This is a genomic window from Streptomyces sp. NPDC002054, assembly GCF_040296685.1.
In the GTDB taxonomy this organism is placed as follows: domain Bacteria; phylum Actinomycetota; class Actinomycetes; order Streptomycetales; family Streptomycetaceae; genus Streptomyces.
This window is the reverse complement of the sequence record NZ_JBEOXT010000027.1, coordinates 72,791-99,461: the sequence shown is the minus strand read 5'-3', so window position 1 is coordinate 99,461 and position 26,671 is coordinate 72,791. Positions and strand designations below refer to the sequence as shown.

At 70.9% G+C, this 26,671-nt stretch carries 26 protein-coding genes; 11 read left to right on the top strand and 15 right to left on the bottom strand.

Annotation, left to right across the window (positions count from 1 at the left end):
- Nucleotides 1-24: 24 nt before the first annotated feature.
- From ABT123_RS24160 to ABT123_RS24150, 3 genes are read left to right on the top strand one after another with little or no spacing between them, the layout of a single operon-like run.
- Complete coding sequence (locus tag ABT123_RS24160; RefSeq protein WP_351318165.1) at nt 25-531, top strand: PhzA/PhzB family protein; 507 nt, start codon at nt 25-27, stop codon at nt 529-531.
- Between the two features lie 52 nt (nt 532-583).
- A complete protein-coding gene (locus ABT123_RS24155; RefSeq protein ID WP_351318164.1) occupies nt 584-1,615 on the top strand; it encodes a methyltransferase in 1,032 nt (343 codons plus the stop codon).
- A 15-nt stretch (nt 1,616-1,630) separates the two neighbouring features.
- The gene (locus ABT123_RS24150) at nt 1,631-2,185 is read left to right on the top strand and encodes a hypothetical protein (RefSeq protein ID WP_351318162.1); all 555 of its coding nucleotides are present in this window, start codon (nt 1,631-1,633) and stop codon (nt 2,183-2,185) included.
- Between the two features lie 231 nt (nt 2,186-2,416).
- On the opposite strand, the gene aroC is transcribed toward ABT123_RS24150, so the two are convergent.
- The 11 genes from aroC to ABT123_RS24095 all read right to left on the bottom strand — a co-directional run bounded on the left by aroC (nt 2,417) and on the right by ABT123_RS24095 (nt 14,126).
- Nucleotides 2,417-3,601, bottom strand: a complete 1,185-nt coding sequence (gene aroC, locus ABT123_RS24145; protein ID WP_351318160.1) for a chorismate synthase — start codon at nt 3,599-3,601, stop codon at nt 2,417-2,419.
- A 23-nt stretch (nt 3,602-3,624) separates the two neighbouring features.
- Nucleotides 3,625-4,800 carry a hydroxymethylglutaryl-CoA synthase gene (locus tag ABT123_RS24140; RefSeq protein WP_351318158.1) on the bottom strand — a complete coding sequence of 392 codons (1,176 nt, stop codon included), beginning with the start codon at nt 4,798-4,800 and terminating at the stop codon, nt 3,625-3,627.
- Nucleotides 4,797-5,864: a hydroxymethylglutaryl-coenzyme A reductase family protein gene (locus ABT123_RS24135; protein ID WP_351318156.1), complete on the bottom strand. Its 1,068-nt coding sequence runs from the start codon at nt 5,862-5,864 to the stop codon at nt 4,797-4,799. Before ABT123_RS24135 ends, ABT123_RS24140 begins: the two co-directional genes overlap by 4 nt.
- Nucleotides 5,861-6,952 carry a type 2 isopentenyl-diphosphate Delta-isomerase gene (fni, locus tag ABT123_RS24130; RefSeq protein WP_351318154.1) on the bottom strand — a complete coding sequence of 364 codons (1,092 nt, stop codon included), beginning with the start codon at nt 6,950-6,952 and terminating at the stop codon, nt 5,861-5,863. Before fni ends, ABT123_RS24135 begins: the two co-directional genes overlap by 4 nt.
- Entirely contained in the window at nt 6,949-8,082 is a 1,134-nt protein-coding gene (locus ABT123_RS24125) for a phosphomevalonate kinase (protein ID WP_351318152.1), read from the bottom strand. Before ABT123_RS24125 ends, fni begins: the two co-directional genes overlap by 4 nt.
- Nucleotides 8,079-9,125 carry a diphosphomevalonate decarboxylase gene (mvaD, locus tag ABT123_RS24120; protein ID WP_351318150.1) on the bottom strand — a complete coding sequence of 349 codons (1,047 nt, stop codon included), beginning with the start codon at nt 9,123-9,125 and terminating at the stop codon, nt 8,079-8,081. The genes ABT123_RS24125 and mvaD overlap by 4 nt, the downstream gene beginning before the upstream one ends.
- Nucleotides 9,115-10,122 (bottom strand): mevalonate kinase, encoded by a 1,008-nt coding sequence (gene mvk / locus ABT123_RS24115; protein ID WP_351318148.1) that lies wholly within the window; start codon nt 10,120-10,122, stop codon nt 9,115-9,117. The genes mvaD and mvk overlap by 11 nt, the downstream gene beginning before the upstream one ends.
- Before the next feature lie 133 nt (nt 10,123-10,255).
- Nucleotides 10,256-11,155 (bottom strand): aromatic prenyltransferase, encoded by a 900-nt coding sequence (locus tag ABT123_RS24110; RefSeq protein ID WP_351318146.1) that lies wholly within the window; start codon nt 11,153-11,155, stop codon nt 10,256-10,258.
- A gap of 438 nt (nt 11,156-11,593) precedes the next feature.
- The gene (locus tag ABT123_RS24105; protein ID WP_351318144.1) at nt 11,594-12,076 is read right to left on the bottom strand and encodes a DUF5959 family protein; all 483 of its coding nucleotides are present in this window, start codon (nt 12,074-12,076) and stop codon (nt 11,594-11,596) included.
- A gap of 78 nt (nt 12,077-12,154) precedes the next feature.
- Complete coding sequence (locus ABT123_RS24100; protein WP_351318142.1) at nt 12,155-13,360, bottom strand: IS110 family RNA-guided transposase; 1,206 nt, start codon at nt 13,358-13,360, stop codon at nt 12,155-12,157.
- A 238-nt stretch (nt 13,361-13,598) separates the two neighbouring features.
- Nucleotides 13,599-14,126 (bottom strand): GNAT family N-acetyltransferase, encoded by a 528-nt coding sequence (locus ABT123_RS24095; protein ID WP_351318140.1) that lies wholly within the window; start codon nt 14,124-14,126, stop codon nt 13,599-13,601.
- A gap of 101 nt (nt 14,127-14,227) precedes the next feature.
- On the opposite strand from ABT123_RS24095, the gene ABT123_RS24090 reads away from it, so the two are divergent.
- On the top strand, nt 14,228-14,608 hold the full coding sequence (locus tag ABT123_RS24090) for a hypothetical protein (protein ID WP_351318138.1): 381 nt from the start codon (nt 14,228-14,230) through the stop codon (nt 14,606-14,608).
- Here the strand turns inward: ABT123_RS24090 and ABT123_RS24085 are convergent.
- A complete protein-coding gene (locus ABT123_RS24085; RefSeq protein ID WP_351318136.1) occupies nt 14,605-15,246 on the bottom strand; it encodes a class I SAM-dependent methyltransferase in 642 nt (213 codons plus the stop codon). The genes ABT123_RS24090 and ABT123_RS24085 overlap by 4 nt on opposite strands.
- Before the next feature lie 95 nt (nt 15,247-15,341).
- On the bottom strand, nt 15,342-17,159 hold the full coding sequence (locus ABT123_RS24080; protein ID WP_351318134.1) for a serine/threonine-protein kinase: 1,818 nt from the start codon (nt 17,157-17,159) through the stop codon (nt 15,342-15,344).
- A gap of 207 nt (nt 17,160-17,366) precedes the next feature.
- On the opposite strand from ABT123_RS24080, the gene ABT123_RS24075 reads away from it, so the two are divergent.
- The 4 genes from ABT123_RS24075 to ABT123_RS24060 all read left to right on the top strand — a co-directional run bounded on the left by ABT123_RS24075 (nt 17,367) and on the right by ABT123_RS24060 (nt 21,925).
- On the top strand, nt 17,367-18,215 hold the full coding sequence (locus ABT123_RS24075; protein ID WP_351318132.1) for a helix-turn-helix domain-containing protein: 849 nt from the start codon (nt 17,367-17,369) through the stop codon (nt 18,213-18,215).
- Nucleotides 18,175-18,441: a DUF397 domain-containing protein gene (locus ABT123_RS24070; protein WP_351318130.1), complete on the top strand. Its 267-nt coding sequence runs from the start codon at nt 18,175-18,177 to the stop codon at nt 18,439-18,441. The genes ABT123_RS24075 and ABT123_RS24070 overlap by 41 nt, the downstream gene beginning before the upstream one ends.
- An 85-nt stretch (nt 18,442-18,526) precedes the next feature.
- A complete protein-coding gene (locus tag ABT123_RS24065) occupies nt 18,527-20,692 on the top strand; it encodes an acyl-CoA dehydrogenase family protein (protein ID WP_351318128.1) in 2,166 nt (721 codons plus the stop codon).
- A 42-nt stretch (nt 20,693-20,734) separates the two neighbouring features.
- Entirely contained in the window at nt 20,735-21,925 is a 1,191-nt protein-coding gene (locus ABT123_RS24060) for a lipid-transfer protein (protein ID WP_351318126.1), read from the top strand.
- 17 nt (nt 21,926-21,942) lie between these two features.
- Here ABT123_RS24060 and ABT123_RS24055 read toward each other — a convergent pair whose 3' ends face one another.
- The gene (locus ABT123_RS24055) at nt 21,943-22,299 is read right to left on the bottom strand and encodes a response regulator (RefSeq protein WP_351318220.1); all 357 of its coding nucleotides are present in this window, start codon (nt 22,297-22,299) and stop codon (nt 21,943-21,945) included.
- Between the two features lie 228 nt (nt 22,300-22,527).
- On the opposite strand from ABT123_RS24055, the gene chsH3 reads away from it, so the two are divergent.
- The 3 genes from chsH3 to ABT123_RS24040 all read left to right on the top strand — a co-directional run bounded on the left by chsH3 (nt 22,528) and on the right by ABT123_RS24040 (nt 25,503).
- Complete coding sequence (gene chsH3, locus ABT123_RS24050; protein WP_351318124.1) at nt 22,528-23,382, top strand: enoyl-CoA hydratase ChsH3; 855 nt, start codon at nt 22,528-22,530, stop codon at nt 23,380-23,382.
- 71 nt (nt 23,383-23,453) lie between these two features.
- Nucleotides 23,454-24,530 (top strand): Zn-dependent alcohol dehydrogenase, encoded by a 1,077-nt coding sequence (locus ABT123_RS24045; protein WP_351318122.1) that lies wholly within the window; start codon nt 23,454-23,456, stop codon nt 24,528-24,530.
- 31 nt (nt 24,531-24,561) lie between these two features.
- Nucleotides 24,562-25,503, top strand: coding sequence for a 3-oxoacyl-ACP reductase (locus tag ABT123_RS24040; RefSeq protein ID WP_351318120.1), 942 nt, complete (start codon nt 24,562-24,564; stop codon nt 25,501-25,503).
- A 4-nt stretch (nt 25,504-25,507) separates the two neighbouring features.
- On the opposite strand, the gene ABT123_RS24035 is transcribed toward ABT123_RS24040, so the two are convergent.
- Nucleotides 25,508-26,608, bottom strand: coding sequence for a hypothetical protein (locus ABT123_RS24035; protein WP_351318118.1), 1,101 nt, complete (start codon nt 26,606-26,608; stop codon nt 25,508-25,510).
- Nucleotides 26,609-26,671: the final 63 nt, after the last annotated feature.

The window sequence follows — 26,671 nt, the reverse complement described above, 5'->3', positions numbered from 1 at the left end:
ACCCTCACTCCTGTGGGAGGTTCCATGACCCCGCCCCTGTCCACCGAACCGGGCGCCCAGGCCCCGGTGTTCACCGATCACCACGATCTGCGGGCCCGCAACCGGCGCGCCGTGGAGCAGTACATGGAGACCGGCGCCGAGGCCCGACTGCGCAGGTACACCCTCTATGCCGACGACGGCACCGCGGCCCTGTTCAACACCGACATCGGCCGGCCCATCGTCGTCAAGGGCCGGGAGAAGCTGAAGCGGCACGGCGAGCTCTCCCTGGAGGTGCTGCCCGACTGGCAGTGGTCCGAGGTGCACATCTACGAGACGCAGGACCCGTCCGTCATCTGGGTCGAGTGCGACGGAGAAGGAACGATCCGGTTCCCCGGCTACCCCGAGGGCCGCTACAGCAACCACTTCATCCACGGCTTCACGCTGAGCGACGGCCGCATCGTCTCCAGCCGCGAGTACACCAACCCGATCGAGCACATGCGCGCCCTCAGTATCCCGACGCCGCACATCAACCGGGACTGGATCCCCTCCTGACCGCCGCCCCCGGGCGACACCGGTCCCGCCAGTCCCCAGGAAGGAACAGTGCATGAGCACCGACATCGACCCCGGGGCGACCCGGACCGCCCTGGACCTCGTTACCGCCGCCTGGCGCGCCCAGTGCGTGTACGCCGCGGTCAAACTGCGTCTGCCCGATCTTGTCTCGGCCGGGCACACCCGCGCACCCGACCTCGCCCGGGCCGCCGGCGCGGACGAGGACGCCGTACGGCGCCTGCTGCGGCTGCTCGTACGCCTCGGCGTGTTCGAGGTGCGGGACGGCGGCGGCTACGGCACCACCGCGGTGGGGGAGCAGCTGCGGGACGGGCCGGGCTCGCTGCGCGACCTGTGCCTGCTGTACGGCGAGGAGTTCTACCAGGCGTGGGGGCAGGCCGGCGAGACGTTCCGAACCGGCAGGCCCGGGTTCGAGGAGGCGTACGGGCAGACGTTCGACTCCTACCTGCGGGACGACGCCGACGCCGCGCAGCGGTTCCAGCGGGCCATGCAGGCGCAGGCGAACGGCCTGTCCTTCGACGCGATCGCCGAGGAGATCGACTTCGGAGCCGACCGGCACGTCGTCGACATAGCGGGCGGCAGCGGCCGGCTGCTGTCCACCGTGCTGCGCGCGGCGCCCGAAGCCCGGGGCACCCTCCTCGACCTGGAGCACATGCTTCCGGTCGCCCGCGCCCACCTGGAGCGGACCGTGGGCGCCGACCGGGCCGCGGTCGTCGCCGGGAACATGTTCACCGACCGGCTGCCCGCCGACGCGGACACCTACCTGCTGTCCCGGGTCCTCGGCGACTGGCCGGATGCCGACTGTGTACGCCTCCTGCGCAAGGTGCGCGAGGCCATGGCGGAGCATTCCCGGCTTGTGGTCATCGAGCTGGTCGTCCAGGAGGACCACGACGGGCTGTTGGCCCCCCTGTGGGATCTGCACCTGATGGTCGTCAACGGAGGCCGCCAGCGCACCCTCGGCGAGTACCGCGCCCTGGCCGCGCGCTCCGGTCTGAGCGTCGAGCGCCTGGTGCCCCTGCCCGCGGAAGTCACGGCATTGGTGCTGTCGCCCCAGGCCGGAGAAGCATGAGGAGGAGACCATTCAATGGATGTCAGACAGCTGGAACGCCGTTTGCGTGCACTTCCCGATCTCCATCAGGAATGCCTGCACCACATATTGGCGACATCCCGGCGAAGGAACCCGACGAAGGTGTCGGGAAGCCGCAGGCGGGATTACCTGAACACGTCCGCGCTCGACGCCAGAAACGACGTGCTCACCATTCTCGAGTCCTGGTCGAATCTCGTCGCGGAAAAGCTCGGAACCGTTGCCCCGGCCCGCTCCGTCCCCCAACTGGCGCGCTTCCTCGTACGCCACCTGGAGTGGCTCACCGCCCAGCCTCCCGCTGCCGACTTCGCCGCCGAGATCGAGGACCTCCACGGTGAGTTGATGTGCGCCATCGACCGAGACCGGACAGATCTCCGGTCACCCTTCGTCGAGTGCGTCATGGACGACTGCACAGGGACGATCGAGGCCGCACCGCAGCTGACCGGAAACGCGGAAAAGAGCAGCATCGGCTGTTCTGCCGGACACATATGGGAGATACGGGAATGGCTTACGCTACGGCACCTCATGGATCGCCGGCGAAAGGGCGTCGCATAAACAAGCCGCCGCGCCACAGGCTGGTGCCGACGAACGTGGCCGCCCTTGCTGTGGGCGTATCCGAAGCGACGATCCGAAAATGGGTGAGCCGCGGGAAGATAACACGTTACGGCACACCGGGCCGCTCGGAGTTCGACATAGAGGAACTCGCCGACATAGCGCTGCGTCGGCCCTGACCCGGTAACCGTCCCCTCTGCCGAGGAAGCCGGCAGAGGGGACGGTGCTGTGGGCTCACCGGATCGGCAGGTTGTCGAGGTACGACTGCACGTTGCGGCGGGTCTCGGTCACCGAGTCGCCGCCGAACTTTTCCGCGACGGCGTCCGCCAGGACGAGCGCGACCATCGCCTCGGCCACGATGCCGGCCGCCGGGACCGCGGACACATCCGAGCGCTGGTGGTGGGCCGCCGCCGCCTCGCCGGTCGTCACGTCGACGGTCGCGAGGGCGCGCGGCACGGTTGCGATGGGCTTCATGGCCGCCCGTACGCGCAGCAGCTCGCCGGTGGTCAGGCCGCCCTCGGTGCCGCCGGCGCGGCCGGAGGTCCGCTTGAGGCCCTCGGGGGTGGAGACGATCTCGTCGTGGGCCTGGGAGCCGGGGACCCGGGCGAGCTCGAAGCCGTCGCCGACCTCCACACCCTTGATGGCCTGGATGCCCATCAGTGCACCGGCCAGGCGGGCGTCGAGACGGCGGTCCCAGTGCACATGGGAGCCGAGGCCGACCGGCACGCTGTAGGCGAGGACCTCGACCACACCGCCGAGGGTGTCGCCGTCCCTGTGGGCCTGGTCGATCTCGGCGACCATCGCCTTCGACGCGTCCGCGTCCAGGCAGCGCACCGGGTCCGCGTCCAGCCGCGCCACGTCGGCGGGCGTGGGGTACACGCCCGCCGGGGCCTTCACGGAGGCCAGCTCGACCACATGGCCGGCGATCTCGATCCCGGTCGTCTCCTTCAGGTATGACCGGGCCACCGCGCCCAGCGCGACCCGGGCCGCCGTCTCCCGGGCGGAGGCGCGCTCCAGGACCGGCCGGGCCTCGCCGAAGCCGTACTTCTGCATACCGGCGAGGTCGGCGTGGCCGGGGCGGGGCCGGGTCAGCGCCGCGTTCCGGCCGGTGTCCTTGAGCAGCGACGGGTCGACCGGGTCGGCCGCCATGACGGTCTCCCACTTGGGCCACTCGCTGTTGCCGACCATCACCGCGACCGGCGAGCCGAGGGTCAGCCCGTGCCGGACACCGCCGATGAAGGTGACCTCGTCCCGCTCGAACTTCATGCGCGCACCGCGGCCATGACCGAGCCGGCGCCTGGCCAGCTGGTCCGCCACCATCTCCGTGGTGATCGGCACGCCGGCGGGAAGGCCCTCCAGCGTCGCGACGAGTGCGGGACCGTGGGACTCGCCCGCGGTCAGCCAGCGCAACCTGCTCAACGGTGCTCCTTTGTCAGGGCGCTTCAACGCCGTTCGTAGACGCGCTTGTGATCGCGGAGCCCGGCCATCCGGAAGGGACCGGTGGTCTGCGCGGGGGTGGGGTGCTCGCCTCCGTCGGCCGGGAACGTCCGCTCGTGCAGTGCGCGGTAGCCGGCGTGGTCCACCGGCCGGCGCCGGTCGATCGCCGCGCGGTGCGCCTCGGTCCGCAGGTGCTCCCGGTAACCGGGTACGACGGTCCCGGCGAAGAACTCGGCAACACTGCCGGACCCGTAGCTGAGAAAGCCGATAGACCGGCCGGTCAGATCGTCCGCCTGGTCGAGCAACGCGGCGAGGGCGAGGTACACCGACGCGGTGTAGCTGTTGCCGACCACCCTGTTGTAGGCCGTGGTCAGCCCGATGGCCCGCGCGATCTGTGCCTCGTCGGTGACGTAGCCGCAGAAGTTCAGCAGGTGGCGGTGCGCCTTGTAGGCCATCTTCGTGAACGGCTGGTGGTAGCAGAAGGCGCTGAACTCGTTGAGGGAGCGCCCGCCCTGCTCCACGTAGTCCTTCCAGGTGCCCTCCACCGCCTGAAGGTAGGCGGTGATGGACTCCTGCCCGTCGACCAGGGCGGTGTCCCGGTAGTTCGGACGCCAGAAGTCCATGACGTCGGCGGTGAACAGGCCCGAGGGTCCCTCGATGCGCACCAGCGCGGGGTCCGCGCCGACCAGCATGGCCACCGCCGCCGCTCCCTGGGTGGCCTCGCCCGGGCTGTCCAGGTCGTACTTGGAGACGTCGCTCGCGATCACGAGGACCTGCTGGGCGGGGTCGCGCTGGACGAGGCCGATGGCGAACTGCAGGGCCGCCGTCGCCCCGTAGCAGGCCTGCTTCAGCTCGACGACCCGGGTGGCCGACGGCAGCCCGAGGAGCGAATGGACGTACACGCCGGCCGACTTGGCCTGGTCGATCGAGGACTCCGTCGCGAACACGACCGTCCGGATGCGATCCGTGCCGTGCCGGGCGACGAGGGGCGCGGCGGCGGCAGCGCCCATGGTCACGATGTCCTCGTCGGCGGCGGGCACGCTCATCGACTGCTGGCCGATGCCCACGTGGTACTTGCCGATGTCGGTGCCGGTGTACCAAGCGAGCGCCGTGTGCGGCAGAAAGAACTCGGTCGTTGCGAAGGACAGATCGTGAATGCCTGTCGCGGTGTCGCCGGTCATGCCTGAACACCCACCTTTTCCGTCGTGCTGCCGCGTTCCAGCTGGACGTGCGCGCGCATGAGTTCGCCCGGGTTCGTCTGTGCCGCGAGAAGGGAGAGTTCACCGCACAGCACGGTCGCCGCCGCGATCACGGCGAGCCTGCGCGCGTTCTCGCCGGGGGCGCGCTCGGCCCTGCAGCCGAGCCGGGCCAGATTGGTCTCCACGAACGGGAGCCCCTTGCCGTTGCCCACCGTGCCCACGATCAGGTTGGGCAGCGTGCAGGCGAAGTAGAGGTCGCCGTCGCGGTCCTCGGTCATGACGACGCCCTGCGATCCTTCGACGATGTTGGCCGCGTCCTGGCCCGTCGCCAGATAGAACCCGAGCAGCATGTTCGCGAAGTGGGCGTTGGCCGAGCGGATGCCACCGGCGAGCAGAGTGCCGAGCATGTTCTTGCGCAGGTTCAGCCGGGCGATCCGGGCGGCCGTCGTGTGCAGCACGCCCTCCACCACGTCACGCGGCACCAGAAGTTCCGTGACCACGTTCTTGCCGCGGCCGAGGATGCCGTTGATCGCGGTCGCCTTCTTGTCCGTGCAGTAGTTGCCCGAGATCGATCCGTAGGAGATTCCCGGGATGGTCCGCAGCAGATGCTGCAGCAGTGCATCGGACGCCAGCGTCGCCATGTTGTGCCCGGAGGCATCGCCGGTGGTGAACTCGAACCGGACGAACAGCAGGTTGGCGTTGATCTCGTGCCGGATGCCGATCAGCTCGGCGAACCTGCTGCAGCCGCGGACCACCTCCTGCAGCTCGCCCAGCCGGGCGTCGATGGACCGTGCGGCCATGTAGGCGGTCTGCGCGTCCGTCGCCTCCACAAGCACCGAACGGGTCATCCGTTCGTCCACGAGGGTGGCGACGATGCCCTGCTCCACGAGCATGGAGACCTTCGCCCCACGGCCCACCGAGGGCCACAGCGGCGACTCGTAGGTGGCGAGCGGCACCTCGGTCTCGAGGTCGGCGACGTTCCCCGAGATCCGCAGGGGTCCCACCCACTTCATCGGGACCCCGGCGATTGCGTGTGCCTCGGTCATCGGGTGCTTCCCGTCATCCGGGTGAGGGTGTTGAAGCCCCCGGAGCGCCGGGCGTACTGCCCCGTCTCGATGCCCCGGTCGGTACAGAAGTCTCGGAGGGAGCCGTGGATCAGCAGGTCGCAGTGCGTCAGCTCGGCCGGGGTACGCGCGCCGAGCATGGTCATCAGCGCGGTCAGCTGGTCGAGCCAGGTCGAGATCTGCGCGATCAGCGCCGGCACACCGTCGTCCATCAGGGTGCGGAGGAACCCGCCGGACACTCCGACGCCGGACGCGCCGAGCGCCAGCGCGCGGGCCACGTCGAGCGGATTGCGGACGCCGCCGGAGGCGAGCACGGGCAGGCCGGCGCCCTGCGCGTCCAGGAGGCAGGCGGCGGTGGACTGGCCCCAGCCCTCGAGGAACGCGTAGTCGCCGAGTGCCCGCCTGCCGTTCTCGATACGGGCGAAGTCCGTGCCGCCCCGGCCGCCGAGGTCTGCCACCTGCACGCCCAGGTTCGCCAGCATCAGGACGGACTCCCGGCTGAGGCCGAAACCGACCTCCTTGACGATCACGGGTACGTCGACCGCCGCCGCGATCCGCTCGATCTGCGGAACCCAGGCCGAGAAGGACCGGTCACCCTCCGGCATCACGGTCTCCTGCGCCGTGTTGATGTGAATCTGCAGGGCATTGGCCTGGAGCAGGTCGACGGCCCGCTGCGCCTTCTCGACCGAGGCCGTCGCGTTGATGTTCGCCAGGACGAAACCGTCCGGGTTCTTCTCACGGATCACACGGAACGTGTCGGCGCACGACGGATCCTTGAAGTACGCGCTCATGGAGCCGGACGCGATGGGCACGCCGGTCTCCTGAGCGGCGATGGCCAGGTCCCGGTTGATCTCACCGGTCTTGGTGCTGCCGCCGGTCATCGCGTTGATGTACAGCGGAACCTGCCAGGCGATACCGGCGAAGGTCGTGGCCAGTGACACGTCCGGACGGTCGATGCCGGCCAGGGCGTGGTGGACGAACGACACCTCGTCGAACTGGTTGCGTCCCACGTGGCCGTGCTGCTGTTCGACAGCGAGCCGGACGTGGTCGTCCTTGCGTTGAGAGATCATTCCTCGTTCCCTTCCATGGCGGGACGGATCAGCAGGGGTCGCACCCCGGCCGTGGCCCACCGTTGCCGTAAGTGAGAGATGTCCTGCGCCGCTTCGGCGTCCAGCAGGGCGATGCCGCAGTCGCCGCCCCCCGCGCCCGAGGGCTTGGCTGCGCCGCCGAGGGCTTCGGCGGCGTCGCACAGTGCCGTCAGCTCGGGCGTGAAGATGCCCAGTCCGACCTCGTCGTCCAGCCGGGCCAGCTCGCGCCGGGCGCGCCGGATCTGGCGCAGCAGTTCTTCGCGGTCGCCTCGCTCGAGTGCGGAGACCGAGGCGCGCACACAGTCGGTGGTGGTCTCCGTGAACCTCTGGTGGGACGCGGTGCCCCGCCAGGTCCGCCGGTTCAGGCCGGACACCAGGGATGCGGTGGAGGCGGGCGTTCCGGTCCAGCCGACCTCCAGGGAGAGGCCGTGGGGCGGGGGCAGCCGGCGTACGCCGAAACCCGGCCAGGGGGCGCGCAGTGCCTCCTCGACGCCCCGGCGCCGGGCCAGGTCGAGCACGGCGGCCCGGTCGGGTGCCTGATAGGCGATCCAGCCGCCCCAGGTGCTGGCGGCGAGATCACCGCCGGAGGCCTTGGCATCGATGCCGGCCGTCGCGAGCATCGCCAGGCGGAACAGGCTGTCGGGCGACAGCCGCAGGCCGCAGAAGGACGCCACGGCCGCGACGGTCGCCACGGTCACCGCGCCACTGGAACCCAGGCCGAACTTGGTGCCGTTGTCGTGCAGACGGCTGCTGATCGAGACCTCGAGCGCGGGTGCGGGCCGCCCGCGTTCGGCCAGCAGCCGGCCCACCACCTCGACGGCCGACACCACGTGTGGCAGGCCGGCGCGGGCGCGCTGTTCGTCGGCTGCACTGTCTCCGCCGAGCCCGCCGAGCCCGCCGAATCCGCCGTCCTGCCAGCGCATGCGCACCGGCCGCGCGGCGAGGTCGGAGGAGATCACGACGCCGGCTTCGACGGGGGACACGGTGGCGGTGACGTGCCGGTCGACCGCGACCAGAAGTGCCGGGTTGCCGGGCTCCACCACCGCGTACTCGCCCGCGATGAACAACTTGCCCGGCGCACGCCGGACGACGGTTTCCGGGCGGGAGGTCATGGGGACCCGTCGAGGAGGTGGGCGCCCTCGCCCGGCCCGGCGATGTGCACCGAGCCCCCCGGGGCGGCTGCGTGCACGGCCCCGGCCACCCGGTGCGCGTCCGCACGACGGCAGAGCACCTTGACGTTCGGCCCGGCGTCCATGGTCGCGTACGCCGCCACGCCGTCCCGCCTGAGCTGCAGCACGCTGTCGAGCACGGTGAGCGTGGCCGGTGACAGGTACCGCACCGCCGGGCGCGCCGCCAGCATCGTCGCGTGCATGCCGAGCGCGTTGCGTTCCGCGATCTCCCCGACCGCGTCGAGGTCGGCCCGCAGCAGCGCCCGCTGCATCTCGGCGAGGTCGTCCTCGCTGGAGGCGGCCCACGGCTGGTACAGCGGCGAGGTCTCGACGGTCCGCCGCATGGCCTCACGGCTGGAGACGGTCTTGGGCCCCGCGTCGACCACCGCGACGACCAGCGCCGGGTCGAGGTCTCCCGCGGGCACCGGCTTGGCATAGGAACCGAGGTCCGGGTCCGGGTCGGTGTCCCGGCCGGCGTGCCAGACCACGAAGCCGCCGAAGATCGACCGCGACGCCGACCCGGAACCGCGCCGGGCCAGGCGGGACAGCGAGGCGGGATCGAGGTCCAGCCCGTACGCGGCGGCTGCCGCGACGGCGAGAGCCGCGAACCCGCTGGCCGAGGATGCCAGGCCCGCCCCGGTGGGAACGGTGTTCTCGGTTTCCACGACGGCCCGTTGGGGAAGTCCGGCCCGCTCCCGCACCAGTTCCAGGAAGGCGACGACCCGGCGCCGCGCCTCGCCCTCCGCGGGCACGCCGCCGAGCGTCACCTCGTCGTGCAGTGCCTTGGGAGCGAGCCGGACGCGGGTGGTCGTCGGGAAGATGTCCAGGGTCAGCGACAGGCTGTCGGTCCGCGGAAGCACGAGCCGCTCGTCGCGCTTGCCCCAGTACTTGATCAGTGCGATGTTCGGGTGCGCCACGGCGGTGGCGCACCCCTCGGTGCCCGGTTCCCGATGTCGGACGGCAATGGTCCGGTATTCAGAGCGCATGGTCGGCGTGCCCCCTCAGTGGTACGTCCCAGGTCTGCACGGCGCCGGCTTCCCTCAGGCGCCGGGTGACCTCCCTCGCGTGCTCCGGCCGGGTCAGTGCGATCACGCAGCCGCCCATGCCCCCACCGGTGATCTTGGCTCCGAGGCTGCCTGCCGCGAGCGCGGCCTCGACCAGCGCGTCGATCCGGTCGGTACTGAGGCCGGCCGTGCGGAGCAGTTCGTGGTACGCCGTGAGCCGCGCGCCGAGCTGCGCCGGCTCGCCGTGGGCGAGGGCTTGCCTGGCCTCGTCGGTGAGTTCCGACGCCCGGCGCACGAACCTCTCCTGCGCCCCGGGATGCCGCTGGAACCCGGCACGCAGCAGCTCGACCGCGTCCTTGGTCCTGCCCACCTCGCCGCTGTCCGCGATGATGAACAAGCCGTCACAGCCGATGGGCAGTTCCCGGCCCTCGCCCGCCTGGAACAGCAGCGGGGCGGCGGCACCGACGGTCAGGGCGTCGACGCCGCTGGCCCGGCCGTGCGCCACGTTCTCGGCCGTCTGCACCAGATCGAACGCCGTTCTCGGCGATACCTCGCGGCCGAAGAGATCGGCCAGCGCGAGGACGACCGCGCGCGCACACGCCGCGCTGGAACCGAGCCCTCGGCCGGCCGGGATCGCACAGTCGATGACCAGGTCGAGGTGCAGCCGTTCGGTCAGACCCATGGTCGACCGGAACTCGGCAGTCAGCCGGCGCAGGCCGTCGGAGGCCTGCGTCTCCTTCGGCCGTGCCGAGGAACCGGTCATCGTGAGGGTCACATCACCCGTGTCGCCCGGTGTTTGGGTGGACCACCCGGCGCTTGCCGTGACGGCCAGTTGCGGAACCGGAAGGGCGAGCGCCGGGGCTCCGTACACGACCGCGTGTTCGCCCAGCACGATGGCCTTGGCATGAGCGCGGCCGGTTCCGGCCGAGCGAGCCCGGCAGCTTCGGGATGTCCCCTCCGCTGAGGTCGGTAGAGTCAACGCACTCAGCCCCCATTGTCTTTATTGTCTTCTTCGGAGTACGCAAAAGGGCTTGCAGGGAATCGTCGTGCTCCCTGCAAGCCCTTGGTTTCGTGCGACGGTCGGCGGCCAGCGGCCGGCGGCCGGCAGCCTGTCAGGCGTCGACAGGCTCCAGCATCGACACCACCCGGTCGTGCCACTGGTAGTACGACTGGATCTTGTGAGCCTCGCCCTTGGGAGTGGCCGAGATGCCGTAGACGAACTGCCGGCCCGTGGTGTCGTAGGGAGCCTCTTTCACCAGCCGCTGGAGGCTCGGGTCCATGTCCACCGGCAGCCCCAGCGGATCCACGGTCCTGGCGGCGAAAGTGACCCGCTCGACCTTCGAGCTGTCCCAGCTCATGGTGGTGTAGACACCGAACGCCTGCTCGGAGAAGTGCAGCAGCTCCTCGCTTGCCGCAGACATGCCGGCGTCGCGGAGAATCGCCTGGATGCCCTCGGGTGCGAAGGCTTCCGCCGACGGCCGGGCGAAGTACAGGTTCACCGTTCGCTTCGCGTAGTCGATCCCGACCGTGTTCACCAGGTCCGCCAGGCCGTGCCGCGCGAAGAACTCGAGGTTCTCGGACACGCTGCGCGGCATCGACGGAAGGTCGCCGAGCGCCGCCACCGAGTGCGGGGCAGCCGCGTCGAAGAAGGACCAGGTCTTCTTGAAACCGCCGGCGACTCCGAAGTCGAAGCCGTAGCCGTTGACGGGAAACTGCCGGTGGATCTCCCCCGGCAGGGTGCCGACGGGGTGGTCCGTCTCCGTGGTGAGGCCGGCGGACAGAGCGACGGCGTACGGATCGAGGTCCTTGGGAAGCATCGTCCAGCGGCAGTCGAGATCTCCGATGCCGCGCGGGCCGGTCTGCGCCCGGAAAGAAATCACGGCCGGGGCCATCACGTGCTGGTACGCGGTCAGGACGGGCCAGACCTGGGCACGTGAACACGCTACGCCCATCACCTGGGCGGTTCCCTCGATGGCCGAGTAAAGGTCCGTCAACTCAACGGATTCGGGCATGGTTCCTCCGTTTGTCGATCTCGACGTACAGGCATGAGCGATGCGAGAACGCAACGCAACGCAACACAGCGCGACGTCGTAAGCGGCGATGGATACCGATGCGGGAAAACGGGAAAAGGGGCCGGCCTCGGTGATGCACCGATTAGGGCGCGGCCGTACCCGTACGGATCGGCGGTTCGATGCTCAACCCGCAGTGCCTGAACGGCATTTGGGCAGGGTTGGCGTGCAGGAATAGTGACACGGCCGCCGCTTCTCCACCAACAGCCCCTCGACGTGACGTGCGTCACGCCGAGGGGAGCTGCGCTGGATCCGCGAGGCGACCAGCCGACCCCGGGGCGGGTGGTCGTCGGGGGTGCTTGCGGCAGAAGTCAGCTATGACTGATTCCCAATCGTCGTTGTCAAGCAGTCGGAGTGTGGTGCGGGAGGGTGAGCTCGCGGTCAGGAGCGCGCACCGTGGTGATCCTCTGTGCTGATGCCGAGAGCGGCTCGGGCCGCCGCCAGACGTTCCCTGGATTCGGCTATCCACTCTTCGCCCATGTCGAGCGGTACTGAGACGACGATCTGGGTGCTGGTTCCGTCATGGACTTCGACCACGTAGGGGTCTTCGGCAATGAATCGGAGGTAGGCCGTGCGGCCTGATTGGGGCCAGTCCGCAGTAAACGGCTCGTCGAGGTCGGCCTCCTGCTCGTCCTCCTCGATGGCGTCCAGAAGCCGGCCCCAGTCTGTGAGGTCCTCGGAGTCGAACCCGAGGTAGACCGTTCCATTCACGAAGCCGCTGGTCACGACGACCTCCGCGTCGTAGTACCGGACGCCCAGGCTTTCGAGGGTCGGCTCGGTCGAACGCAAACGAACGGTGACGCTCTGGCTGGAGTCGGCCAGCCGGATCAGCTCAATCACATCGGGCTGTGTGTTCGTGTCCATGGCCGGGAACCTACGGCAGTCGCTCAGGAACGAGTCCGACGGGTGTACGTTCCGCGCCCGCTGACAGGCACGTGATCGTCATGCGGCGGCTGGTTCCGGTTGAGGTGGCTGGGCTGTCCATTGACGTTGGTCGCGGATGAGTGCCCACAGAACGTCGAGGCGGCGGCGTGCGAGGGCGAGGATCGCCTGCTTGTGGCTCTTGCCTTCGCCTCTCTTGCGGTCGTAGAAGGTCTTCGAGGTGCGGCAGAACCGGGCGGCGATCTGGGCGGAGAGGTAGAAGACGCGCAGGAGTCGGCGGTGGTAGCGGTGTGGTCGGCGCATGTTGCCGCTGATGCGACCGGAGTCCCGTGGGACCGGTGCGAGACCGGCGACTCCGGCGAGTCGGCCCGAGCTGCCGAAGGCGTCCATGTCACCGCCGGTGCAGGCAATGAACTCCGCCCCCAGCAACGGGCCCATGCCAGGCATGCTGAGGACCACTTCCGCGTCCCGGTGCTCTCGAAAACGAGCCGCGATCCGAGCATCGATGTCAGCCATCTCCCCGTCCAGAGCCAGGACAGACCGGGCCAGGGTGTTCACCACGGCGGCGGCCGTACTCTCCCCGGCCACGGCGGTGTGCTGGGCCTGTGCCGCGGCGACGGCAGCCTCGGCCATAGCCTGGGCACCACGGACTTTGCGGTTCTTCAGCCAGGTGGCGAGCCTGCTCGGGCCGACCCGGCGCAGGCCGGCTGGGGTCTGATAGCCGGTCAGCAGGACGAGGGAGGCCTTGGAAGCGGCGTAGTCGAAGGCCCGTTCCAGAGCGGGGAAGTACTCCAGCAGCTGGGCCCGCATCCGATTGATGGCGCGGGTGCGGTCGGCGGCCAAGTCGTAGCGGCGGGCGGTCAAGATCTTCAGGTCCACCGCGATCTCGTCCCACTCCTGCAGAGGTTGCAGGTCCCGACGCATCCGTGCCTGATCGGCGATGACATAGGCGTCCTTCGCGTCCGTCTTGCCGTCCCCGCGGTAGCCACGGGAGGCATGGTGAACGGTTCGGCCGGGAATGTAGAGCAGGCGCTGACCATGGGCGGTCAGGAGAGCGATAAGCAGAGCGCCGCCGCCGGCATTCAGGTCGACAGCCCAGGTCACCGGGCTGTCCTCGGCCAGTGCGAGGACATCACCTATCAGCTCCAGGAGCTCGGGCTCGTTGTTGGGAACCCGGCGCGAGAGCACCTTCGTCCCGTCCGTGTCGATCACCGTGCAGTGATGCGCGGCCTTGCCGGCATCTGTCCCTGCCCAGAGCTCGGGCACCCGAGCCTCCCTCGTCGTCCGGTTGACTGGTCCCTGCAGACGACCACGCCGACGTGTCCTTACAAAGCGATCTCTGTTCGCTCATCCCAATGAGTGGCCGTGTCGTCGCGGGGCACTGGGCGGCCAATCAGTCAAAGCCACAACCACGGCATGAGCGCTCTAAAGCCACACCCAGGCCCCTGGGTCTCCCGATCGTACGAAGGACCGGAATCAACCCGCCAACAAGGTAAGGAGCGCTTCAGCGGGCGGGAGATGGTGAAAGTCCCTCGTGAGTCGCTCGCTCGTATTCGACCTGGTCAAGGGGGTTCCCATCGCCAAAGTCGAAGGTGCGTGCGGTGCCGCGCTCGGTGAAGCCGCACTTGGTGTAGAAGCGACGGGATTGTGGGGTGTCACGCAGTGTCCACAGGTGTACCTGGACGTACCCGTCGTTGCGCACGCGGCGCAGCGTCTCGGTCATCAATATGGCGGCGACGCCACTACCCCAGCTGTCGGGGTGGCTGTAGAAGGTGTGGATCTCGGCGAGACCCGGCCGGGTCGAGGACGGGCTGAAGGCGGACAGTGCCAGAGGGCGGCTATCGACTTCGGCCAGCAGGATCGTCGCCGCGCCCTGCGCGATTCTTTCGTGCCATCGCGTCCGCCTGCTCTGGATCGCACGTGCGGCGAACTCCGGAGCGAAGAAGGGGGCGTAAGCCGCCTCCCAGGCTGCGGCGTGGATCTCACCGAGGACGTCCCCGTCGTACGGGCCGGCGCGACGAACTTCGAACATCCGATCACCCTATCTGCAACGCCTTCCAGACCGCCTCGGAATTCAGACGGAGCACTTGAACCGGCAGGTCCCGCCAAGAAGTGCCAATCAGGACGGCGGGTGTGCGTGCGCAGAGGTCCCGCCCGACGGCCGGCACCTCCCCGGACCGCCAGAGCGTCAGCACGTTGGAGCTGGACGCCGCGGCTGATGACGATGGTGGGCGGGTCGGTGGCATGACCGACCCGCAGTCGCAGGCCGGAGAGGTGGTAGAGGATCATGCGGCCGGTGGGGCGGACTGTCTGGTTGCCGGGATACAGCCCGGGCATCTTCTGGTCGCCCCCGAGGGCCCGGCGGACCTGGCGCTCGATCAGGCAGAACACGAGCAGGGCCAGGCAGCCCGTGCCCTGCTGGCCCTTGTGGCGCCGCAGCACCTCGGCGGCATCGGCCTGCTCGGAGGTGAGGGTGGACCAGCCGATTCGGTCACCCGCGAAGTACGGAGCTAGATGCCCGGGCGGGTGCGGCGCAGGACGCGGAGGGAGTCGGTGACGGAGATCTCCTCGAAGGCGCCGGAGGCCAGCGCGCGGAGGTAGATGCGGTACGGGGCCTGGCCGCCGTCGGCCGGGTCCGGGAACACGTCGTGGATGACCAGGACGCCACCCTCGGCCAGGTGCGGGGCCCAGCCCTCGTAGTCGCCCGTGGCGTGCTCGTCCGTGTGCCCGCCGTCGATGAACACGAAGCCCAGCGGCCCGCCCCAGGCCGCGGCGACCTGCGGGGACCGGCCGACGATCGCGATCACGTGCTCCTCCAGGCCCGCCTTGTGCAGGGTGCGCCGGAAGGTCGGCAGGGTGTCCATCAGCCCGATCTCGGGGTCGACCACCGTCGGGTCGTGGTACTCCCAGCCCGGCTGCTGCTCCTCGCTGCCCCGGTGGTGGTCCACGGTGATGGCGGGCACGCCCGCCTCCCGGGCCGCGTCGGCCAGCAGGATCGTGGAGCGCCCGCAGTACGTGCCGACCTCCAGCAGCGGCAGGCCCAGCCGTCCGGCCTCGACGGCCGCCTCGTACAGGGCGAGCCCTTCGCGTACGGGCATGAACCCCTTGGCGGCCTCGAATGCGGCGAGGGTGTCCGGCTTGGGGGTGGCCATGGTTCCTCCGGCGGTGATCGTGTGTGGCGGCCCATGGTGCCTTACCCGCTGGTAGGACGCCACGGCCGGGGGTGCGCTCGTACGCCGCCGCCCGGTCAGCGGCCGAACAGCCGCGACAGGCCGCCCGCCCCGCCCGTCCCCTCGGCCCGCCGCTGTTCCCGTACGGCACGCCGGAAGTCCGCCCGGGTGTCGGAGACCTCCTGGGCCAGCCCCTGCATGCCGGAGAGGAAGGGGAGCCGGTGCAGCAGCAGGTTCATGTGCGCCAGGGCGCTCGCCGGATCGCCCGCCTCACCGATGGTGCGGAGCACCCGGTGGGCCACTTCCGGATCGCCGTACTCGGCGAGTTCGGCGAGGTCGGGGAAGAGCCGCCAGTACAGGAGCGCGGCGCCGGCGACGTCACCGACCAGCCAGGCGTCGTGGGCCAGCCTCCGCCGTACGTCCAGCAGGAGGGGACTGTCGGCGGTCAGGGCCCACTCCAGGTCGGGCAGCAGCGGCCCCAGCCAGGCGCGTTCGCTCAGCGCGCGCTCCCGGCCGCGCGCGTCCCACTGGTTGTCGCGGGCGTGGGCGCCCCGGTGCATGGCCGACGCGAGGTGGTAGCGGGCGGTCAGCGTGACCAGGGCGTGCGTGCCGAACACCCGCGTCGCCTGCTCGACGATCTCGCGCAGCTCCTGCTCGTGACGGCGGCCGTCCCCGGGCCCGAAGGCCGCCGCCTCGCCGACCCAGGCGGCGCGCCCGGTGATCGTGTCCGGGTGCTCCAGACCCAGCACCCGCACCATGCGCGGCAGCAGGCGTTCCAGATCGATCGTCCTGGACGGCCCCGGGACCCGCATCACGCGGTGGTAGGCGGCCCGCACCGTCAGGGCGTCCTGCGCGCCGAGCTCCTCGGTCAGGTCGTCGGTCAGCATGCGCAGCCGCTCCACCACGTCGGCCGGTTCGTCCTCCAGCAGCTGTGTCAGCCTGCGCTCCAGCATCGCGCGGACCGGATCGGCGGCCGTGGTGTGCACGGTGGGGGCGTAGGACGGCGGGGGCGGGAAGGACACCGCCGGTGCCGGTACGGGTGCGGGTGCGGGGGCCTCGCTCCGGGCGATCTCCGCCAGCCGCCGGGACACCTCGGCCGCGTCCGCGGGCCGGTCCGCCGGGTCCTTCGCGAGCAGCTCCCGTACGAGGGAGTCCAGTGGGGCCGGCAGCCCCGCCCGCAGCGAACTCGGCGCGGGCGGCTCGGTCGTGAGGTGCTGGGCGAGCAGCTCGTGCATCTCGCGCGCGGCGAAGGGACGGGTGCCGGTCAGCAGCTCCATCAGTACGCAGCCCAGGGCGTACAGGTCGGCCCGCCCGTCGACGGGCACGCCGTTCGCCCCGCCGGTCCACCGCTCGGGAGCCATGTACGGGAAGGAGCCGATGATCATGCCGGTGGCCGTCAGCCCCGTCGTGGTGGTGGCGGCGCCGGTGCCGCCCCCGGCCTTGGCTATGCCGAAGTCGAGCACCTTCGTCAGCCCGCCGTCGGTGACCATCACATTGGCCGGCTTGACGTCCCGGTGGACGATCCCGGCGGCGTGGGCCGCCCCCAGCGCGTCCGCGATGCGCCCGGCCCACTCCAGTGCGTCCGCGAGCGGCGGTACGCCGGCTTCCAGCACGTCGGCCAGGCTGCGGCCCCGGAGCAGCTCCATGACGAGGTAGACGGCGTCGCGCCCCTCGCGTTCGGTGCGACCGAAGTCGTGGATGGTGGCGATGTTGGGGTGCGCGAGGTTCCCGGCGAGGCTGGCCTCCCGCTCGAAGCGGCGGGTGTCCTCCGGCGTCTGCGGATATCCGATCTTCACGGCGACCTGGCGGCCCACCCGGCTGTCCTCGGCCCGCCACACCTCGCCGAAGCCGCCCCGGCCGAGCAACTCGGCCAGCGCGTACCGGTCTTCGATCACTTCCCGCACCTGCCAGGCCCCCGTCACCGCAAGATCAGTTCGGCAGAGCATTATCGCCGCATACGCGCGGAGCGGCTGCCGACCGCTTCTGTCCGACCGTGACCGATTGTGTGATTCACGCCACCGGAGCGCATCCGGCTGATTACGCTCGGCTACAGAGCGAAACGAACGCCGAACGCACAGCGTGAGCTTGGGGGTGACCGTCCCATGGTCCGTGTCCGAGACCTCGATCCCAGCGCATCGCCGCTGGACTACTACGGATCCGAGCTGCGGCAGCTGAGAGAAGAGGCGGGGCTGAAGCAGTCGCAGCTCGGGGACATCGTTTTTTGTACGGGCTCGCTGATCGGGCAGATCGAGACGGCGAGAAAGGTGCCGACCCGGGACTTCTCGGAACGGGTGGACGTCGCGCTGGAGACCCGCGGGGTGTTTTCGCGGCTGGTGGGGTTGGTGCTCCGGAGCCAACTGCCGGCCTGGTTCCAGGCGTATGCCGAGATGGAAGCCAAGGCGGCGTACATCTCCACCTTCCAGCCGCAGCTGGTCTATGGGCTGTTGCAGACGGAGGAGTACGCGCGGGCCGTGCTGGGCGTACGGAAGGGGGGCGACCTCGATGCGAGGGTGGCCGCGCGAATGGATCGGCAGCGCCTCCTGGACCGCGAGAACCCGCCACTGATGTGGGTGGTGATGAGCGAGGCCGTGCTGTACCAGCAGATCGGCGGCCGGGAGGTCATGCGGAACCAACTCGCCCATTTGCTGGCCCTGAAGGAGCGGGAGTGGGTGCAGGTGCAGATCCTGCCCTTTGAGGCGGGCGCCCATGCCGGGCTGCCCGGCTCGTTCACCCTCCTGCGGTTCGACGACGACCCGGACCTTGTCTATACCGAGGACTTTGTCCAGGGCCATATGACGGCCAATCCTCAGGCTCTCAGGGAAGGTTCGCTCCGTTACGATCACCTCCAGGCTGCCGCGCTCTCCGTGGAGGACTCGGCGGCGCGGATCGCCCGCGTAATGGAGGAACGTTATGGACACCAACCAGTACCTGACGGGCGCGCAGTGGCGTAAGTCCTCGTACAGCTCCGACACCGGCGGCGAGTGCGTCGAGTGCGCCCCGCTCGGTGCCACCGCCTGGCGCAAGTCCACCTACAGCTCCGACACCGGCGGCGACTGCGTCGAAGTCGCCGCCCAGCCCTGTCTCGTTGCCGTCCGGGACTCCAAGAACCCCGACGGCCCCGCCTTCACCGTGAGCCCGGAGGCTTTCGCCGCGTTCGTCGGGGCCCTGTCGGCATAGCGCCGGCGCCTAGCGGAGGCGGCCTGTAAGAACACGTTCCAATCTGACCTTCCGTCAGAATGGAACGTGTTCTACCCTGCCGCGCATGGGCATCGGAATCACTGCGGAACAGCGGGAGTTGGCCGAGGCGGTGCGCGGTTGGGTGGCGCGGGTCGTGCCACCCGAGGAGGTTCGCAAGCTGCTCGACAGCCCGCCCCGGGCGGGAGTGCGGCCTGCCTGGTGGGATGCGATGGCCGCGCAGGGCCTGCTCGCCCCGCACCTGGAGGGCGGCACCCTGCTCGACCTCGCCGTGGTGGTGGAGGAGGCCGCCCGGGGCACCCTGCCGGGGCCGTACCTGCCGAGCGCGCTGGCCTCCGTATTGCTGGACCGGGCCGGGGCCGGGGCGGAGGCCGGTGAGCTTGCCGGGGCGCTGGCCGACGGGTCCCGGATCGGGGCCGTGGCACTCGGCCCCGGCAGCCTGACCGCCGTCGCCGTCGAGGGCGGCGGGCACCTGCTCGACGGGACGGCGCCGCCCGTGCTCGGCGCCGGCGAGGCGGACCTGGTGGTCCTGGCCGCCGAGGCCGCGCACGGCACGCTCTGGTTCGCGGTGGACGCCGCCGCGCTGGACATCCGTACGCATGACAGCGCCGACCCCACCCGGCCCACCGCCGAGGTGCGGGCCCGTGGGACGGTCGTCCCGGCCGGGCGGTTGCTGGAGCTCGACGCCGCGCTCGTACGGGACCTCGCCTGCGCCCTGTTCGCCGCCGACGCGTGCGGCACCGCGGCATGGGCGCTGCACACCGCCGCCGAGTACGCGAAGGTGCGCGAGCAGTTCGGCCGGCCCATCGGGCAGTTCCAGGGAGTCAAGCACCTGTGCGCGGACATGCTGGTGCGCGTCGAGCAGGCCCGCGCCCTGGCCTGGGACGCCGTACGGGCCGCCGCCGACGGCGCCCCCGAGGTGCGGGGCATGGTCGCGGCGCTGGCCGCCGGGACCGCGCTCGACGCCGCCTGGTCCTGCGCCAAGGACTGCGTACAGATCCTCGGCGGCATCGGCTTCACCTGGGAGCACGACGCACACATCCACCTGCGGCGGGCCCTGGTCGCCCGGCAGCTGCTCGGCGCCGGGGACGGGCACCGGACGCGGGCGGTGCGGCTGGCCGCGGGGGGCGTGCGGCGGGAGCTGCGGCTGGAGCTGCCCGAGGAGGCGGAGGCGTACCGGGCCGCCGCCCGCGAGGCCATCGGGGACGCCCGCGGGCTGGACCCGGCCGCCGCCCGCCGGGTCCTCGCCCCCACCGGCTACGCCGCCCCCCACCTCCCGCCGCCGTACGGGCTCGGGGCCGGGCCCGTCGAGCAGCTCGTCGTCCAGGAGGAACTGGCGGCGGCCGGGGTGAAGATCGCCGAGCTGGGCATCGCCACCTGGGTGGTGCCCTCGCTGCTCGCCCACGGGACCGCCGAGCAGCAGGAGAGATACCTGCTGCCGACCCTGCGCGGTGACCTCACCTGGTGCCAGCTGTTCTCCGAGCCGGGCGCCGGCTCCGACCTGGCCTCGCTGCGGACCAAGGCCGAACGGCAGCCGGACGGCGGCTGGCTGGTCAACGGGCAGAAGGTGTGGACGAGTTCCGCGCACACCGCCGACTTCGGCATCCTGCTCGCCCGGACCGATCCGGCGGCCCCCAAGCACCAGGGCCTCGGCTATTTCGTGGTCGACATGAAGCGGTCCGCCGGGATCGACCTCCGCCCGCTGAAGGAGCTCACCGGCGAGGCCCTCTTCAACGAGGTGTACTTCGACGAGGTGCGGCTCCCGGCGGACGCCCTGGTCGGGGAGCCGGCCGGGGGCTGGAAGGTGGCTCGCAACACCCTCGGCAACGAGCGGGTCCACATGGCCGGCCAGATGACCTTCGACACCGGCCTGGAGGCGTTGATCGCGCGGTCTGCCGACCTGGACGGGGCGCAGCGGGCCCGCATCGGGGCGCTGGCGGCCGAAGCGCACGCGCTGGCCTGCATCGGGCTGCGGACCACCTTGCAGCAGGTGTCGGGGCTGGAGCCGGGCGCCGGGGCTTCCGTACGGAAACTCGTCCAGACCCCGCACCAGCAGCGGACCGCCGAGCTCGCGCTGGAACTGCTGGGGCCGGCGGGCGCGGTGCGGGAGGGGGTGGGGGAGCGGGCGGTGCACGGGGTGCTGATGTCGCGCTGCCTCACCATCGCCGGGGGCACCACGCAAGTGCAGCTGAACGTCGTCGCCGAGCGGATCCTCGGCCTCCCCAGGGACTAAGGGACTAAGGGACTAAGGGACTAAGGGACTAGGAGTCCTCGCATGAAGTCGTACATCGTGGGCGTCGGCATGACGAAGTTCGAGAAGCCGGAGTCGCGGGACTGGCAGTACTGGGACATGGCGAAGGAGGCCGGTGAGGCGGCGCTCGCCGACGCGGGAGTGACCTACGACCGGGTGGAACAGGTCCCGGTCGGCTACTGCTTCCAGGCGTCGACGGCCGGGCAGCGGGCGGCGTACGAGCTGGGGCTGACCGGGGTGCCGGTCTACAACGTCAACAACAACTGTGCGACCGGGTCGACGGCGCTGATGATGGCGCGGCAGTTCGTGGCGGGCGGGATCAGCGACTGCGTGCTGGCGCTGGGCTTCGAGAAGATGAAGCGCGGGGCGCTCGGCGGAGGCGCCGACGGCGGCGACTTCAAAACCTCACCGGTCGCCCGGCACTACGGGATCATGGCGGCCGGGCACGGCTTCGAGATGTCCCCGCCGACCGCGCAGATCTTCGGGAACGCGGCGCGCGAGCACATGGACCGGTACGGGACGACGGCCGCGCAGCTGGCGGCGGTCGGGGCGAAGAACCACCGGCACTCGGCGAACAACCCGAACGCCCAGTTCCAGGACGTGTACACGGTGGAGGAGATCCTGGCGGCGAAGGAGATCCACCGGCCGCTGACGAAACTCCAGTGCTCGCCGACCTCGGACGGCGCGGCGGCGGCGCTGGTGGTGTCGGAGCGGTTCGTCGTCGAGCACGGGCTGCACGACAAGGCGGTGGAGATCGTCGGACAGGCGATGACCACGGACACCCCCGACTCCTTCTCCTCCGGCTCGTGCATCGACGTGGTCGGCAAACCGATGACGGCCGCCGCGGCGCAGGCCGTGTACGAGCAGTCGGGGCTCGGCATTGAGGACGTGGACGTCATCGAGCTGCACGACTGCTTCTCGGTCAACGAGCTGCTGACGTACGAGGCGCTGGGCATGTGCGAGGAGGGCGCCTCGGGGAAGCTGGTCGAGTCGGGCGCGACCACGTACGGCGGCCGGTGGGTGGTCAACCCCTCGGGCGGACTGATCTCGAAGGGGCACCCGCTGGGGGCGACCGGGCTGGCGCAGGCGGCGGAACTGGCGTGGCAGCTGCGGGGCGCGGCGGGCGCCCGGCAGGTGGCGGGCGCGCGGGTGGGCCTGGCCCACAACATCGGCCTGGGCGGCGCGGCGGTGGTGACGATGCTCCGGCGCGGGTAGGCGGCGGCTCCGGCCGGTCAGACCTCGAGTGCCGGGTCGATGACCGTCTCGCCCATCGAGGCCTGCCGGAGGGCCTGCGCCAGGTCCTCGACCGGGCCGTCGCGGAGGACCAGGCCCGCCGCGCCCGCGGCGAGGGCCGCGTCCAGCAGGCCCGGGTGGGCCGAACCGGCGGTGAGCAGGACCCGGCACTCCGGGTCCTCCTCCGCCAGGGCGGTGACCGTCGGCACCGAGTCGACCAGGGCCACCTGCGGACGCTCGATCGAGGAGGACACCACCTCGATGTCCGGCTGCAGGCCGAGCAGTATCGCCAGGGCCGGGTCGGGCGGGACCAGCAGGACCCGGAGGGACTTGGCAGGACGGTGGTCCCGGGGCATTTCGTCCACGTCGTCAGGGTAGGTCAGGACCGCTCCGGTTGCCTGATCTGACATGACGTCAGGAGTCTTCACAACTACCGGGGCGTGCGTTATACATTCCCTCACCGGAGCAGATAGAACGCGTTCTAGAACGTGTCCGCCGACTCCGGTCCGCATACGACCTCGGTGCGGCCGACGGTGCGGACGGTCGCGCCGAGGTCTTCCAAAGGAACAAGGAGCAGCATCCTCATGCCGATCGATGCCGCAAAGGCCCTTGCCGCCGAACCTCGCCGCAGCGAGATCGAGTGGGACCACAAGGACATCCAGCTCTACCACCTCGGGCTCGGCGCGGGTGTCCCCGCCACCGACCCCGACGAGCTGCGCTACACCCTCGAATCCAAGCTCCATGTGCTGCCCAGCTTCGCGACCGTCGCGGGCGCCGGGATGGCCATGCTCGGCGGGCTCGGCGCACCGGGGATCGAGGTCAACCTCGCGGCGGTGCTGCACGGCGGGCACTCCATCGAGCTGCACCGCCCCATCCCCGTCAAGGGCAGCGCCACCTCCAGCTCCAAGGTTGCCGCCGTCTACGACAAGGGCAAGGCGGCCGTCATCGTGCTCCGCTCCGAGGTCGCCGACGCCGACGGTCCGCTGTGGACCTCCGACGCGCAGATCTTCGTACGGGGCGAGGGCGGGTTCGGCGGCGAACGCGGGCCCTCCGCCAAGGCCGAGCAGCCCGAGCGGGCGCCCGACCGGACCGAGGAGCGGCTGATCCGCGAGGAGCAAGCGCTGCTCTACCGGCTCTCCGGGGACTGGAACCCGCTGCACGCCGACCCCGAGTTCGCCAAGCTGGCCGGCTTCGACCGGCCGATCCTGCACGGCCTGTGTTCGTACGGCATGACCCTCAAGGCCGTGGTCGACACCGTCCTGGGCGGGGACGTGTCCCGGGTTCGGGCCTACCGCACCCGCTTCGCCGGGATCGTGTTCCCCGGCGAGACCCTGCGGATCCGGATGTGGCAGGAGGAAGGCCGCGTCCTGGTGTCGGTGACCGCCGTCGAACGGGACGACGCGCCGGTCCTCGCCGACACCGTCGTCGAACACGGGTAAGGAACACGCGCAAGGACACGCGTAAGACGCGTAAGGACACGCAAGACCGACCGACCCCAAGGAGCCGCACCGTGCGCGCAGCACTGCAGAGCGAGATCGGCCAGGACAAGCTCGAAGTCGTCGACGACATGGAGACCGTGGGCTTCGGCCCCGGCAAGGTGAAGATCCGGATCAAGGCGACCGGGTTGTGCCACTCCGACCTCTCCGCGATGAACGGCGTGCTGCCGCAGCCGGCCCCCTTCATCCCGGGCCACGAGGGCTCCGGCGTGATCACCGATGTGGGCGACGGGGTGACCGCGCACAAGGAGGGCGACCGGGTTCTGGTCTGCTGGCTGCCGCCCTGCGGGCACTGTCCGGCCTGCAAGCGCAACCAGGGGCACCTGTGCCTGGAGAGCTTCGCCAACGTGGCCACGCCCAACTTCCGGCGGTCCGGCGGGGACATCTTCGGCTTCGCCGGCACCGGCACCTTCGCCGAGGAGATGGTGGTCCCGGCCGGGTGCGCGATACCGATCCCGGACGACGTGCCCTTCGACATCGCCGCGCTGATCGGCTGCGGCGTCACCACCGGGCTCGGCGCGGCCATCAACACGGCCAAGGTGGAGGCCGGTTCATCGGTGGCCGTCATCGGCTGCGGCGGGGTCGGGATCTCCGTGATCCAGGGGGCCAAGGTGCAGGGCGCCTCCCAGATCATCGCGGTGGACCCGGTGGCCTCCCGGCGCGAGGCGGCGCTGCGGTTCGGCGCCACCGAGGCGGTCGCCCCGGAGGCCTTCGGCGACGCCAAGAACCGGATCACGGCCGGCGAGGGCTTCGACTACGTCTTCGAGGTGGTCGGCAAGTCCGCCACCACCCAGACCGCGTACGAGATGACCCGGCGCGGCGGCACGGTGTGCGTGGTCGGCGCGGGCGCGCTGGACGACAACTTCCAGATCAACATGTTCTCGCTGTTCTTCGACGAGAAGCGGATCCTGCCTTCCATGTACGGCGGCGGGGACGTGCTGCGGTCCTACGAGCGGACCATCTCGCTCTGGCGGGCCGGCCGCATCGACCTGGCCGGCCTGATCACCCACCGGGTGCAGCTCGCCGAGATCAACGACGCCCTGGACCAGATGCGGACCGGCGTGGCCCTGCGCACCTGCATCGAACTCTGACTCTGACCCCGAGCGGAACGGAAACGGCTTCATGGCACTGCCACTCGATGGACTCTCCGCCGTCGTCACCGGCGCCGGCCGCGGGCTCGGCCGGGCCGAGGCGATCGAGCTCGCCCGGCTCGGCGCGAGCGTGGTCGTCAACGACTTCGGCCAGCCCGGGCGGGACGGCTCTGGTGCGGCCTCGGCCGCACCGGCCGAGGAGGTCGCCGCGGAGATCCGCGCGGCGGGCGGCAAGGCGGTGGCCCACCTCGGTGACGTGGCCGACTTCGACCAGGCCCGCGAGCTGATCGAGCTGGCGGTGAGCAGCTTCGGGAAGCTCGACATCCTCGTCAACAACGCGGGCATCCTGCGCGACCGGATGGTCTTCTCGATGTCCGAGGAGGAATGGGACTCGGTGATCCGGGTCCACCTCAAGGGCCACTTCAACACCACGCACTTTGCGTCCGTGCACTGGCGGGAGCGTTCCAAGGCGGCGGGCGGCCCGGTCTACGGCCGGATCGTCAACACCTCCTCGGAGGCCTTCCTGGGCGGATCGGCCGGCCAGCCGAACTATGCGGCGGCCAAGGGCGGCATCGTGGGCCTCACCACCTCGACCGCGCTCGCCCTGGCGAAGTACGGGGTCACGGCCAACGCGATCTGCCCGCGGGCCCGCACCCGGATGACCGAGGACGTGTTCGCCGGCTTCCAGGTCCCGGAGGCGGGCAAGCTCGATCCGCTGGCCCCCGAGCACGTGGCCCCGCTGGTCGGCTACCTGGCCTCACCGGCCTCGGCCAAGGCCAACGGGCAGCTGTTCGTCGTGCACGGCGGGATCGTGGTGGTCATGGAACGCCCCCGGGTGGCGGCCAAGTTCGACACCTCGAAGGAGGCGTTCTCCTTCGAGGAGCTGGACGAGGTACTCACCCCGCACTACGAGTCCCGCCCGGCGGGCGAGACTTTCGCGGCGGCGGAGGTACTGAGCCTCAAACACGGGTGAATCGTCAGGCCCGGGCGGCGAGGGGGGCCTGTTGCAGGGGGACCGGGCGGGTGACGGCCGGACGCGGTTCGGGGGCCAGCCGGACCGGGGGCGGCGGGGCCTGGGGGATGGTCAGGCCGGCGACGCCGCAGGGGACGTCGGGGGTTGCGTACGGCAGCCTCAGGCGGCCCTCGCGGGTCCACAGGCCGGCGCCGCCCAGCCAGCCCGGCGGCCCGCTCAGCCGGAAGACGCGCCGGTCGGCGGGGCGCCACAGCGCCAGCGCCTCGCCGGCTCCGGCTGCGCCGGGGAGCCGTAGCGCGACCGCGCAGCTCTCCGGCATCAGGGCCTGCCCCGGCTGCACCGCGAACGGCACCGCGGTGGCGCCTTCGGCCCGCAGGCAGTCCGGGAAGCGGACCGGGCGGGAGCTGCCCAGGACTCCCCAGCCGAGCCGCTGTTCGCCGGGGGCGTCCGAGCGGATCAGCAGCAGGCCGCTTTCCGGGTCGGCCAGCAGCAGCCGGTCGTCGCTGGCCTCGGCGATCTGGAGCAGCGGCGAGATCTCGCCGGCGCGTCCCAGGTCCACGGCGATGGCCTTGGTGCGGCCGTCCTGTTCCCGGTCCAGGGCCAGCAGCCGGCCGGTGCGGTCCAGCCAGACGCCGCCCGTGCAGCGGCCCGGGATCCGGGCGACCTGCTGTGGTCCGCCTCCGCCGCCGGCCACCCGCCACACCACGGTGGCGGCGGCCGTCACGGCCAGGGCGTAGGCGCTGCGGCCGTCGGGTGACGGCGGCAGCAGGGAGACGTGCAGGCCTTCGGCGGCCTGGACCGAGCCGAGTGGGAGTTCGCCGGTCCGCGGGCCGGTGGGGTAGAGCAGGGCGAAGGCGTGCCGGTCGGCGACCCGCCGGTGGATCAGCACCCGGCCGTCGGTGAGCGGCAGCACCTCACTGTCCGCCTCTTCGGGCTGCTCCAGCGGCAACGGCACCGCGTAGGGCTCGGGCCCTCCGAGGGTCCAGCGTTCCGGATAGCGGGCGTCTCGGTCCCCGGCGAGCCGGGCGGCGTACGACCCGTCGGCGGCGATCGTGAACGGCGCCGTCCCGGTTTCCACAGCAGTAGCCACAGCACAGGCAGTCATCTGTGCGTCACCTCCGGTGAGGAAGCTAGTTTTCGCACTTCCTGCCGAACAACATGTGCAACG